At 27.2% G+C, this 12,594-nt stretch carries 13 protein-coding genes and 1 tRNA gene; 3 read left to right on the forward strand and 11 right to left on the reverse strand.

The window, feature by feature from the left end:
• Positions 1–32: 32 nt before the first annotated feature.
• Both pdxH and slyA read right to left on the reverse strand, forming a co-directional pair.
• A complete protein-coding gene (gene pdxH / locus QMA81_00135; GenBank protein ID WHL24756.1) occupies positions 33–683 on the reverse strand; it encodes a pyridoxamine 5'-phosphate oxidase in 651 nt (216 codons plus the stop codon).
• A 298-nt stretch (positions 684–981) separates the two neighbouring features.
• Positions 982–1,416, reverse strand: a complete 435-nt coding sequence (slyA, locus tag QMA81_00140; protein ID WHL24757.1) for a transcriptional regulator SlyA — start codon at positions 1,414–1,416, stop codon at positions 982–984.
• 791 nt (positions 1,417–2,207) lie between these two features.
• Here slyA and rnt point away from each other — a divergent pair.
• Positions 2,208–2,861 (forward strand): ribonuclease T, encoded by a 654-nt coding sequence (rnt, locus tag QMA81_00145; GenBank protein WHL24758.1) that lies wholly within the window; start codon positions 2,208–2,210, stop codon positions 2,859–2,861.
• A gap of 114 nt (positions 2,862–2,975) precedes the next feature.
• Here the strand turns inward: rnt and grxD are convergent, their stop codons facing one another.
• Complete coding sequence (gene grxD, locus QMA81_00150; protein ID WHL24759.1) at positions 2,976–3,308, reverse strand: Grx4 family monothiol glutaredoxin; 333 nt, start codon at positions 3,306–3,308, stop codon at positions 2,976–2,978.
• Positions 3,309–3,430: 122 nt separating this feature from the next.
• The gene (locus QMA81_00155) at positions 3,431–4,072 is read right to left on the reverse strand and encodes a riboflavin synthase subunit alpha (protein WHL24760.1); all 642 of its coding nucleotides are present in this window, start codon (positions 4,070–4,072) and stop codon (positions 3,431–3,433) included.
• A 323-nt stretch (positions 4,073–4,395) separates the two neighbouring features.
• Here QMA81_00155 and QMA81_00160 point away from each other — a divergent pair.
• Positions 4,396–4,470 (forward strand) — tRNA-Val (locus tag QMA81_00160).
• Between the two features lie 316 nt (positions 4,471–4,786).
• Positions 4,787–5,023: an LPP leucine zipper domain-containing protein gene (locus tag QMA81_00165; GenBank protein WHL24761.1), complete on the forward strand. Its 237-nt coding sequence runs from the start codon at positions 4,787–4,789 to the stop codon at positions 5,021–5,023.
• A 207-nt stretch (positions 5,024–5,230) separates the two neighbouring features.
• On the opposite strand, the gene QMA81_00170 is transcribed toward QMA81_00165, so the two are convergent.
• The 7 genes from QMA81_00170 to QMA81_00200 all read right to left on the reverse strand — a co-directional run bounded on the left by QMA81_00170 (position 5,231) and on the right by QMA81_00200 (position 12,286).
• Positions 5,231–5,665 (reverse strand): SufE family protein, encoded by a 435-nt coding sequence (locus QMA81_00170; GenBank protein ID WHL24762.1) that lies wholly within the window; start codon positions 5,663–5,665, stop codon positions 5,231–5,233.
• Between the two features lie 21 nt (positions 5,666–5,686).
• Entirely contained in the window at positions 5,687–6,919 is a 1,233-nt protein-coding gene (locus QMA81_00175) for a SufS family cysteine desulfurase (GenBank protein WHL24763.1), read from the reverse strand.
• On the reverse strand, positions 6,916–8,205 hold the full coding sequence (sufD, locus tag QMA81_00180) for a Fe-S cluster assembly protein SufD (protein ID WHL24764.1): 1,290 nt from the start codon (positions 8,203–8,205) through the stop codon (positions 6,916–6,918). The genes QMA81_00175 and sufD overlap by 4 nt, the downstream gene beginning before the upstream one ends.
• Positions 8,189–8,926: a Fe-S cluster assembly ATPase SufC gene (sufC, locus tag QMA81_00185; GenBank protein WHL24765.1), complete on the reverse strand. Its 738-nt coding sequence runs from the start codon at positions 8,924–8,926 to the stop codon at positions 8,189–8,191. Before sufC ends, sufD begins: the two co-directional genes overlap by 17 nt.
• A 53-nt stretch (positions 8,927–8,979) precedes the next feature.
• Positions 8,980–10,479: a Fe-S cluster assembly protein SufB gene (gene sufB / locus QMA81_00190; GenBank protein WHL24766.1), complete on the reverse strand. Its 1,500-nt coding sequence runs from the start codon at positions 10,477–10,479 to the stop codon at positions 8,980–8,982.
• 14 nt (positions 10,480–10,493) lie between these two features.
• Positions 10,494–10,874, reverse strand: a complete 381-nt coding sequence (sufA, locus tag QMA81_00195) for a Fe-S cluster assembly scaffold SufA (protein ID WHL24767.1) — start codon at positions 10,872–10,874, stop codon at positions 10,494–10,496.
• A 395-nt stretch (positions 10,875–11,269) separates the two neighbouring features.
• Entirely contained in the window at positions 11,270–12,286 is a 1,017-nt protein-coding gene (locus QMA81_00200) for a lipoate--protein ligase (protein ID WHL24768.1), read from the reverse strand.
• Positions 12,287–12,594: the final 308 nt, after the last annotated feature.

Consider the following 12,594-nt stretch of genomic DNA (forward strand, 5'->3'; position numbering starts at 1 on the left):
TATCAAATTTATTGGAATCATAGTAATTATAATTAAGGAGACAAACGGTCAATACACCATGTATGATTATATCGTTGATATATAAATCGGTCATGTAATCTATTTATTCCGCCTTGCCAGAATTCCATGCTATTTATATTAATTTTATATCCACCCCAAAATTCAGGAAATGGTATTTTTTTATCTAAATATTTTTTTTTAAACTCTAAAAATTTATTGTTAAGAATATTTTTAGAGGAGATAACTTTGGATTGATTGGATACCCATGTATTGATTTGGTTATTTTTTGGACGTGTATAAAATTGTTTCAAAACTTCTTTTTCTGAAAGTTTACAAACAATTCCGGTTATCAGTATTTGTCTATCTATTATATTCCAAGGAAAGCATAAACTAACTTTTGGGTTATTAGCCAAATGTATAGCTTTACGACTATTAAGATTAGTAAAAAATATCATTTCTTTATTGTTAAATCCTTTTAATAGTACCATACGTTGATAAGGTTGACCAGTATGATCTACTGTAGCTAAGCACATTGCAGTAGGATCAGGTACTTGCGCAAAATAAGCTTGATTTAACCACATTGAAAACAACTGAATAGGTTGGTCAGTCAAGTCTGAATAACGCAGTTGTCCAAATGTATATTCTCGTCTGATATGAGAGATATTAGTGTTATCTACTGACATAAAATATTGATTTAATATTAATTTTTTTAAAATACAATAACATATTTTGTATTATTACTTAAAATAAATAATAGCATGGGAAAAGGTAGGAATAATAATTAATATATTTTAGTACTTGTAATATAAGCTCGTTTATTATATAGAGGTTACAGTTTATAACTGATAAGTAATAATGATTAAGTATTTATAACAGTATAGGGCTTAAGCTGAGGAAGTTTGTTGTTATAAAGTTTACTTATTACTATATAAGTGTATAGGTACTATTGATAAATATATGTTCTAAATTTTATAGATATTCTTAATTTTTATTATGTAAATTTATGATATTTTTTTCTAATTTAGAAATGATGTTATTTAGAAAAATTATTTCTTCATGATTAATGCCATTAAAAATCTCGTTTCTAGTAATAGAAATGACCCGATTTACTTCGATAATAACAGGTTGAGCCTTTTCAGTTAATTTAATTCGCTTAGCTCGTCGATCATTAACACAAGTGTGTCTGATAATTAATGCTTTTTCTTCAAGTTGGTCCAGTGTTCTTACTAAAGATGGTTGTTCAATTCCTATGGCTTTTGCTAATTGGATTTGAGATTGTTCCGGAGGTAATCGACAAATATTATGTAATGTAATCCAATGTGTTTGTGTGAGTTTTAAAGGCTTTAAACGATGATCAATTAAAGCGCGCCATATTCTTACAAGACGCGCTAAATCTGATCCTAATGGTGATTCCAATTTTTTTTCCTTTTAATTAAGTTTATTTTATTTAGATATGTTATTGATTATAAGTAAGTTAATTACCACTTATATAAGTATATTGTTCATAATAATAAACATGGTATATAATGCATGCTTATGATCATAGGTTAGTAATTGTAATATGTTATTATATAGAATTTAATTCATTAAAGTATAGCATATATTTATTATTGTAGGTAAATTATTTTAATATTTATATTAAAATAATTTACCTACAATAATAAATATTTATATAAAATGTAAAAGTAAATAATTATTAATAATTATTTAAAAAATTTTATTATATTAGCATCATTTATATTTAATTGATAAATATATGAAGTAATTAAAATTAAAATTAATAAGAATAGTATATGTTTTTATGTATGTATAGATTAGTATTATCTATAACTTTGTATAAATAATATATATGATGTTTGTATATTTATATAAAATGAAATTATTATAGTCTATTTTTATATTTTAAATATTTTTGGCGTAAGAAATTGTAATTACTTAATTGAATAAAAATATTTTGTTAATAAATAAATAATAAATTTTAATGGTAGTGTTGTATCAAAATTTTAATTAATATTTTAAACTTGCAGGAATGTTTATGTTTATTAAATTATGTTTACAACAAGTAAATTTGTTGTTTAATAAACTGATTGTGTGTTACATATTAATAATAAAACTGTTGTAATTTTATACAATAAATGGTGAAGATATATTAAAATCTGTGATAATATTAGTCGTTTATTTCATGTAGATATAATCTTATAATAAATATGATTTATAAAGATGATCAAAATACTCTTCGAGCGCGATTTCGCGGGTATTATCCAGTCGTAATTGATGTAGAAACGGCAGGTCTGAATGCTAATACTGACGCTTTATTAGAAATTGCTGTTGTTACTCTTAAAATGGACGCATACGGTTGGTTGTGTGTTGATGATTCCATTAATTTTCATATTAAATCATTTCCTGGAGCTATTATCCAACCAGAATCATTAGCTTTTAATAGAATTGACCTAAATAGTCCTTTAAGATCTGCAGTAACAGAACAGGAAGCATTACGTGAAATTTTTGAAATGGTACGTCAGGGTATTGAAACTCAAGAATGTAGTCGTGCTATTATTGTAGCGCATAATGCGTCTTTTGATCATAGTTTTTTAATGGCAGCAGTAGAGCGTGTAAGTTTTATGAAAAATAATCCATTTCATCCTTTTGTTACATTCGATACTGCTACTTTAAGTGGGTTAGTATTTGGACAAACTGTATTGGCTAAGGCGTGCGCTCGTGCAGGAGTTTTTTTTGATAAAAAAAAAGCACATTCTGCGTTATATGATACTGAGCGTACTGCGATGTTATTTTGTGAATTGGTGAATAGATGGAAAAGACTTGGTGGTTGGCCATTAACTCCTTGCGACTCTAATTTCTAATTAGACTATTGTTTAATAATTTTGTATTTTATGGTAAAAATAAAAATTTTTAGATAATGTATATTATATTATATATAATTTGGTATTATTTTAAAAATAAGTGAACTAATCTAGTTATATATTATGTTGTAACTTAACTTGATCGATTAGAATTTTTAGTTCTCCTGTTCGATGCATATTAATTATTATATCTGAACCGCCTATTAATTTTCCCTTTATCCATAATTGTGGGAAAGTAGGCCAGTTAGAAAATTTTGGTAAAGCATACCTAATATCTAAATGAACTAATACATCAACGTAAAGAAAGGATTGTATATAATAAGTAGACAACACTTGTGCAGCTTTTGAAGAAAAGCCACACTTAGGGGCATCCGGAGTACCTTTCATATATAGGACAACGGTATTTTTTTCTATTTGATTTTTAATTTTTTCTATTACATTATTCATTTGTATTTTTTACTAAAAGCTTAAATTATATTTGATAAATTTATTATGTAATTTTATTTATATTTTCATGTTCCAAAGGAGTTTAGTAGTTATAATCAATTTTTGAATTTAGTTATATATTTTTACTTATTGTCAATATAGGTACTATTTTTTAAATTAATAATTGATAATGTTCTTTCAACACTGTTTATAACAGATTTTGTGATAATGTCAATCTCAATATTTATTATATTACCTATTTGTTTATCTCCAAGTGTTGTTTTTATAGCGGTATATGGAGTTAAACAAACACGTATATAATTATTGAGTATTTTACTTACCGTAAGACTTACTCCTTCTACACCAATTGATCCTTGTTTTAGGATATATTTTTGAAAATATTTATTTCTTATACTAAACCATATTATTTTATTATTTCTTGAAGTAATTATTTTTTTAATTTTTCCAGTGCAATCAATATGTCCAGTCATTAAATGCCCACCAATTTCAGAATGATAACTGAGTGGTCTTTCTATATTGATTAAGTCTCCTATTTTTAACATGTCCATATTGGTTATTTTTAATGTTTCATGTATTAGGTTAAAACTGACTAAATTGCGTTTAATTGCAATAACTGTCAAACAACATCCATTATTTGATATAGAACAACCAATTTTTAAATTTGAAAGCAAATGCATGGGTAATGTAATTGTATATGTTTTAAAATTAGTTGTTTCATTAATTTCATAAACAGGAACGATAGCTTGTATAATACCTGAAAACATATTTTTCAATATACTATCATGTATAATGTCAAATTTTATTTGATTCTCAGTATAACATACACCTTTTTTTTGTTAAACATATCTTGAAGACATTTAAATAACTATAATAAAAATGTGCTTTCATGATATAAGATATGTTCAAAATATTTGATGTGTGATAAAATTATGGGTGGTTTTATTTTTTGATGTATAGATTATTTAATTTTCACTTTTGAGGTATCTTAGTTAAGTTTTAGAAAAAAGTCAAATAATTAAAGTTAGTAGAATAACAGTAATATTGATTAGTGTAAGTAAGTAGTAATAGAGTAGTATTGTTGTTGTGTGCGTTCTTAGCTCAGATTGGTTAGAGCACTACCTTGACATGGTAGAGGTCGATGGTTCAAGTCCATTAGAACGCATTGGTTATAATAGTACAACATTACAACATGTTAAATAAAATGATTGTAGTTATTTGTGCATATATGTGAAAATTGTTTAAACTAATGTATTATAGTAGAACTGAAATTTAAAGTAAAACTGTGATTTTTATTTATATAAAAATATAACGTAGTTGCTGTTTTATATAAAAAATATAAAAAGTTATGGTTATATTATTGTGTTTATTGTATGAAGATTTTTTCGTTAAAAAATAGAAATAAGAAACATATCTTAATAGATATGTTTAATACGAGTTATATATAATTTAAATATATTTAATAAAGGAGAATATTGAAGATGAATCGTAATAGATTAGTATGCTCTGCAATTATTTTAAGTTCTTTTGTATTAGTTAGTTGTGCGAGTACAACTAAAATAAAAGAATTATCTTCTGAAGTACATGATTTAAATGAAAAAATTGATCAGATCAGTAGTGATATAGATAATTTACGTCCTGAAGTAGAAAAAAATAAAAGTGAAGCAGCACGAGCTAATCAACGTATCGATAATCAAGTCACTTCTTATCATAAGTAATTTAAGTAGGAATGTATCAAAATATTTATATATGATTTATGGGTTATCGTTATAACGATAATAGAAAGGAAATAAAACACAACATCATTAATTCCTATCAAATATTTGATAGGAATTAATGATGTTGTGTTTTGATGATTTTATTATCAATTTTAAAAAATACATAATTAATTAATCATTTATTAATGTATGTAGAAATATAAAAAATTATTCTTTATATAAAGCATTAGCTTGGGAATGTATAGAGTTTAATATTAAGTATATTCCTTGGGATCGAGATATGGTTAAGTTTTGTTTTAATTGTAATTGATCTATTAAAAATGGTTTAATATCAATGTTAATAGCTTCTTGTAAGCTTAATCCTTGGTATAAGCTGAAAATTATAGTGATGATTCCTTTGACAATAGCAGAATCACTATATCCGTGTAGTTTTATTAAATTATTGTGGAGAATTATAGAGTGAGTTAAAGCAATCCATGTTTGACTTTGGCATCCGGAAATTAAATGTTTTTTTATTCGCATATTTGTTGGAAAATCAGGTAATAGTTTTCCGAGATGGATTATATACATATATCTTTCTTCCCAATTGATACAACTTAAAAAATTTCGTAGTAATTGAGCTTTTGTTGGGAATTTCGTCATTATTTTGTTTTAGTATAATTATTATTGATTAAGTAAATGTTGTACTTTAGTTAGTCCGTGTGCTAACTGGTCGATATCTTCTTTATTTGTATACATAGCTAACGATGCTCGGCACATACCTGGTACTTTAAAATAATTCATAATAGGTATTGCACAATGATGTCCTGTTCGTATAGCAATACCGTATTGATTTAATAACATTCCAATGTCATATGAATGATGCGTGCCTACATTAAAGGCAATAATGCTACTTTTCATGCTTTTTGGCCCATACAATATTAAACCTGGAATTTTTTGTAATATATTTGTAGCATAATGGATTAGTTGGTCTTCATAAGTATGAATTTTGTCAATTCCTATTGATTTGACATATTCTATAGCATTATTTAATCCTATAATACCACCAATGTTAGGAGAACCTGATTCAAATTTCCAAGGAGAATCTATAAACGTCGTGTCTTGAATTAAACTTACATCTTGAACTATTCCTCCCCCTACTATCCATGGGGGCATTTTTTGAAGTAATTCTTTTTTCCCATACATGACACCAATACCAGAAGGTCCATATATTTTATGTCCGGAAAATACATAAAAATCACAATTTAATTTCTGTACATCTACTGGTTGGTGGGCAATTCCTTGCGCTCCATCTATTAGTATTAAAGCATCGCTTTTTTTTCTCACTATATTAGTTATTTCTATTAATGGGTTAATTGTTCCTAAAACATTAGACATATGTGATATCGATAAGAGTCGAGTACGATGATCTATAAGTTTTGGTAAGCTGGATATATCTAATGTGCCGTTAGGAGTTAATGGTATATAACGCAATATTATTTTTTTGTTTTTTGCTAATATTTGCCATGGAATGATATTGGAGTGGTGTTCCATTTCAGTTATAATAATATTGTCTCCGTAATTTGTAAAATTATGACCCCAACTATTGGCAATTAAGTTAATAGCTTCAGTAGTGTTTTTAACAAAAATAATTTCTTCTCTAGATGCATTAATAAAATTAGCTATACGTAAGCGTGCTTTTTCCATTTGATCAGTCGATTCAGTACTTAACGTATGAATACCTCGATGCACAGCAGCATATTCATTGCGATAATAATTAGCTTGTGCGTCTATAACAATATTGGGTTTTTGAGCAGCTGCAGCGTTATCAAGATAAGTAAGAGGGTGTTGATTTATAATACGACTTAATATAGGAAAATCTGATCTAATTTTTTCTATAGGATACATTGTTATCATGTTACTATCCTTGATAAAGCTTTATTTATTCTTGTCAAAACGGTATCTTGTACTACATCATTTTCAATTGATTCTATAATTTCAACAGAAAAAGCGTAAATCAGCATTTTTAATGCATCTTTTTTTAGAATACCTCGTGTACTTAGATAAAATAGATGTTCAGAATCAATTTGTCCTATTGTTGATCCATGACTACATTTTACATCATCGGAGTAAATCTCAAGTTTAGGAGTGCTACTAATGTTTGCATCTTGGTGTAATAGTAAGTTATTGTTTGTCATTTTTCCGTCAGTTTTAATAGAATTTGGATTTACTTTTATTAATCCATTAAATACACCAGTGCTGCAATCGCATGCAATTATTTTATGTAATTGTCTGCTTATAGCGTGTTCTTGATTGTTATGTTCTAAATAAGTTCGCATATCTCCAATATCTTGTTTTGATAGCAATATTAAGCTATTTAGTGATAAAGATGCTCCTGAGTCATTGATCTGTGCGCTAGTTTGATGACATGTAAGTTTAGGACCAAGAATAACAAAGATACTACTGTCTACATTTGCATACTGTCCTACGTTAATATCATTATGTGCTATATGGTAACTTTCACGATTTTCAAATACTAATTTAATATGGTGTAATTTAGCGTTATTTCCTATTTTCATAGATGCACGTGCACCACTAAAGTGTGCATTTTTATTTACACTAATAAAATGTTCTATAATACAGGTATTGGAATGACGTCCGATTTCAAGATAGTGATAATAATGCGATGTAATTAATTTATTTTTTGTATTAGATCCTTCATTAATATATAATAAATACAGTGGTTTTTTTGTTATTTTTTTCGCAGGCAAAGTTATATGTATTGTTGCATCACTTAGGCATTCAGTTAAATATAAGAACATTTCCGGTTGAATTGGATTAGGTAATGCATAACGATTGGAATTACGATTGATTTTAATTATCCATGGATCAATGTTCTTATCACTTAATTCCGGCGAGAATTTACCGTTGATAAATGTTAGACGATAGGAATCTATAGAAAGTCCTAGTTTTTTATATTTAGATTCGTTAAATTCAATATTTTTGGAGGAGTCGAAATTGTAGGTTAACAATTCTTCAAGTGAAGTGTGTTTCCAATTATCACTTTTGAGATCTGGTAATCCGAGCGTTTCAATGTGTTTCCAGTGCTTATTTATTAGATTTGAATTATTACTATTTTTTTGTTTAAATAATTGGTACCACTCATTTAGTACTCTATTTTTATTATCAAGATAACCAGCCATAGCCTTTTTCCTCAAGCTTTTTGACTAAATCGATATTTCCAGATCTTATAATATGACCTTTGTGTAGTACATGAACATAATCTGGTTTAATGTATTCTAAAATTCTTTGGTAATGTGTGATTATGATAAATGAACGTTTTTTATTACTTAACATATTAAGACCGTTATAAACAATTTTTACTGCGTCTATATCTAAACCAGAATCTGTTTCATCAAGAATACATAGTAATGGTTCCAGCATTATCATTTGAAGGATATCATTGCGTTTTTTTTCACCTCCAGAAAAACCAACGTTTACTGATCTAGTTAAAAGATCAGAGGGCATTTTTAATAATTTCATATTTTTTTGAACAAGTTGGATAAAATCAAATCGATCAATAAGAGATTGATTCCGATATTTCCGTACGGCATTAACAGCACTGTGCAAAAATAATTGATTGCTAATTCCTGGAATATCTACTGGATGCTGAAATGCTACAAAAATTCCTTCACCGGCACGTTCTTCTGGTTTTAGAAGTAATAAATTTTTATCTTTAAATAAAATTTCCCCATCAGTAACAACATAATCTTTTTGACCAGATAGTGTAGCAGATAATGTGCTTTTTCCGGATCCATTAGGTCCCATGATAATATGTATTTCACCTGGATTAATTTCTAGATTTAGTTTTTTCAAAATAGATATATCTTTTACACTGACATTCAAATTTTTTATTGATAACATTATTATTTCTCCTTTTTGAATGACTATGTTTTACGATACTTAAAGTAAAAATTTTATCCAATACTGTGTTCTAGAGTAATTTCCAGCAATTTTTGTGCTTCTATAGAAAATTCTAAAGGTAATTTAGAAAATATATCTTTACAAAATCCATTTACAATCATGGAGATTGCATCATCTTCATTAATACCTCGTTGTCTACAATAAAATAGTTGATTATCGCTTATTCGTGAAGTTGTAGCTTCGTGTTCTAGTTGTGTACTATTATTATTTGATTCTATGATTGGAAATGTATGAGAACCGCACTGTTTACCTATCAACATTGAATCGCATTGTGTAAAATTACGTGAATTTGAAGCAGTTTTTTCAATTTTTACTAATCCTCGATAAGTATTTTGACTATTTCCAAGCGCAATTCCTTTTGAAATGATGGTTGAGTGTGTATTTTTTCCAATATGAATCATTTTTGTCCCGGTATCTGCTTGTTGTATGCCATTAGTAATAGCAACGGAAAAAAATTCTCCAATAGAATTATTTCCTTTTAGGATTACACTTGGATATTTCCAAGTAATGGCAGAACCAGACTCGGATTGAGTCCAAGACATTTTGGCATTTTCTCCAGCACATAGTGCTCGTTTAGTAACGAAGTTTAAAATCCCACCTTGAGAACGTTGATTACCAGAAAACCAATTTTGTACTGTTGAATATTTTACTTGGGCATCTTTTAGTACGATAACTTCTACAACTGCTGCGTGAAGTTGATAATTATTGTGTATTGGAGCCGAACATCCTTCAATGTAGCTGACATAACTGCCTGTATCGGCAATTAAAATAGTGCGTTCAAATTGTCCAGTTTTTTTAGAATTCATACGAAAATAAGTTGATAATTCCATAGGGCAGCGTACATTTTTAGGAATATATATGAACGTACCATCAGATACAACTGCAGCGTTGAGTGCAGCAAAAAAATTATCTTTAAAAGATACTACAGTTCCTAAGTATTGACGTACTAAATCTGGATAATCACGAATGGCGTCGTAAAATGAACAGAAAATAATGCCTTTTTTTAATAAAGTAGTACGGAATGTAGTAGATACAGAAACTGAGTCAAAGATAGCGTCAACTGCTACATTTCCTTTTTCTTGTGTTGGTATACCTAGTTTGTTAAAGGTATGCTTTACTTCTTTGGTTAAGTATTTTGATTTATTTAAAAGAGCATCTGCATTTTTTTTTGTTTTTTGATTTTTTTTATTTTCGATGCATGCTGGAGCGGAAAAATAACTATAAGAATTATAGTCAAGTTTTTGATAATGTCCTTTTAACCAATGTGGTTCTTTCATATTGGACCAGGCATGATAACCTGCAAGTCTAAATTCTAACATCCATTTTGGTTCTGATCTTTTTTCTGAAATAGCACATACTACATTTTCGTCAATACCTTTTTTGAGTTCTTCATTTTTTAATTTAGTAAAAAACCCTTCTTTATAATACAAATTGTTATTTTTGGTTAAATTTTTATTAATATCGTCGTATATGTTAAAGTTATTGCGTATCATAATAATACCTGTTTTTAAATTCCAAAACTTTCACCGCATCCACAAGAAAATTGAGCTTTAGGATTATTAAATTTAAACATATGATTTAATCCTTCTTCTACATAATCTAATTCAGTTCCATCAATAAATGGCATTATATCTAATGGTATAAATAATTTAGCTCCATTACGTTCAAATATTAGGTTATTGTCATTTAACGATACAACTTTAGACATAATATATGTAAATCCCGCGCACCCTGATTTTTTTATGGTTACTTTTAATCCTAAAATGTCAGGATCTTTATTTTTTACATAAAGAATTTGTTTCACTGCTGCATCAGTTAAGGTTAGACCACTCCAAGAAACGTGGTTTTTAAGCATATAATGTGTATTTTGTTTGATATTATTTTTCATTATAAATTACCTTTTAAACTTATTGTGTAATATTTTTATTGTTTTTAATGTATTAGATATTTATAATCGTAAAATATTCTCATGTATTATATGGTTTATTTACATACTGTATTATGTCAACATATAACACAATTTTTATAAAGAGCATAGATTTAATTTGTTTAATCAGTGTTTTTAAATTAATTTTTATACTTTCAAATAGTAAATCTAATTTATTTAGAAGCTATATTATATACATACTGTGATGTATATATGATCTCTTTTGTAAGGTCAATGGAAGTATATTGTGTATAATTTCATTATATTCAGTAAGTATAAATATATATATGTAATTATATTAAAATTAATAAATATATCAGTTAGTGATGAAGATCAATAATAAAACTAATAACAAATTATGATATATTCTTAATTAACCAATCAGAAGCTTCTAATAATTCTTTTTTATGTTGAGGCCAGTTTTTTATCCATTGTTTGCAGCAATATGAAACACTTTTAGAATTGTATGCTATACCTATTAATTTTTTTTCTAACATTTCTAAAGGGTCTGGGTCTAAACAATCGGTAAAAATGTGGCAGCAATCAATTATTCCGCGTTTTATATTAAGATGCAATGTTATACTACCCCAATCAAAATGGGTGTCTAGTTGATGTGTAAATATAGGAGTATTGCCAAAATTCCAGTTCCAGTCACGTTGTTTATTGAATTGATCAGAAAATCCTGGCATATGATAAAAATTATCTATAGAGAATATTTCTGGTTTTACTCTCATTTTGTAATAATCGAAGAATGCTTCTGTTAATCCTTGACATACTTCTTCATGATTAATATCAGGTTTTAATTTATTTAAATTAGCAACACGAGATTGAATAGAGGTAATTCCTTTAGTCTCCAATTTTTTAAGATCTGGATTAAGATAATAAGTAAGCTTAGTAATATCAACATGTAGGAGTAATGTCCCGTGATGAAATTGACATCCAGGTGTTTTACGATATGCAGAGCCACTAATTTTACGTTCTCCTTCTGTTGTATTGATGACAATATCATTTCTTCCAGAGAAGATAGCTTTAATTCCAATACGATTTAATCCATCTAAAACTATATTAGTGGATAGGTTTTTGTTATAATTCTTTTGAGTAGATATAAAAGTAAAACAAGTATTACCTAAGTCATGAAACACAGCGCCACCCCCACTGCTTCTTCTCGCTAATTTAATGCCATCTCGTTCCATACGGCGAGTGTTACATTCTTTCCATGCATTTTGAGCGCGTCCTATTACCACTGTGTTTTGATTTCTCCATAAAAATAGTATAGACTGTTTTTTAGGTATATTTTTAAACATATATTCTTCAAGTGATAAATTAAACCATGGATCATAAGAGTTAGATAATAATAATCTTAAATAACACATAAATCTTCCTCTATCAGGATTGAATATTTAATATATGAACTTTTGTATATTTATACATATATATAAACAGAGTACTATATTATTTTAATAATAATAACTTTTTTAAATTATTTTTATCGAATCATTAGTATTGTAAATAACTTTTATATATTTTTTAATTTTTTTTATAAATTCAAAATGCTTATTTAAATGATTCATATGAAACTTTTTTGTTAAAAACTGTGTAACTAAACAATCAAAATACTTGTGCTTATTTTTATAAAATTTATTTAAAATAATTTTTTAATCTATTTTATTTATTTACTGCT

The organism is Candidatus Blochmannia vicinus (assembly GCA_030020825.1).
Taxonomy (GTDB): Bacteria; Pseudomonadota; Gammaproteobacteria; order Enterobacterales; family Enterobacteriaceae; genus Blochmanniella; species Blochmanniella vicinus_A.

Coding starts and splice junctions, on each gene's coding strand:
- sufC (WHL24765.1), bottom strand. CDS start 8,926: ATGTTATCAATAAAAAATTTGAATGTCAGTGTAAAAGATATATCTATT.
- rnt (WHL24758.1), top strand. CDS start 2,208: ATGATTTATAAAGATGATCAAAATACTCTTCGAGCGCGATTTCGCGGG.
- grxD (WHL24759.1), bottom strand. CDS start 3,308: ATGAATAATGTAATAGAAAAAATTAAAAATCAAATAGAAAAAAATACC.
- QMA81_00200 (WHL24768.1), bottom strand. CDS start 12,286: ATGTGTTATTTAAGATTATTATTATCTAACTCTTATGATCCATGGTTT.
- sufB (WHL24766.1), bottom strand. CDS start 10,479: ATGATACGCAATAACTTTAACATATACGACGATATTAATAAAAATTTA.
- QMA81_00170 (WHL24762.1), bottom strand. CDS start 5,665: ATGACGAAATTCCCAACAAAAGCTCAATTACTACGAAATTTTTTAAGT.
- sufA (WHL24767.1), bottom strand. CDS start 10,874: ATGAAAAATAATATCAAACAAAATACACATTATATGCTTAAAAACCAC.
- QMA81_00175 (WHL24763.1), bottom strand. CDS start 6,919: ATGATAACAATGTATCCTATAGAAAAAATTAGATCAGATTTTCCTATA.
- pdxH (WHL24756.1), bottom strand. CDS start 683: ATGTCAGTAGATAACACTAATATCTCTCATATCAGACGAGAATATACA.
- sufD (WHL24764.1), bottom strand. CDS start 8,205: ATGGCTGGTTATCTTGATAATAAAAATAGAGTACTAAATGAGTGGTAC.
- QMA81_00165 (WHL24761.1), top strand. CDS start 4,787: ATGAATCGTAATAGATTAGTATGCTCTGCAATTATTTTAAGTTCTTTT.
- QMA81_00155 (WHL24760.1), bottom strand. CDS start 4,072: ATGTTTTCAGGTATTATACAAGCTATCGTTCCTGTTTATGAAATTAAT.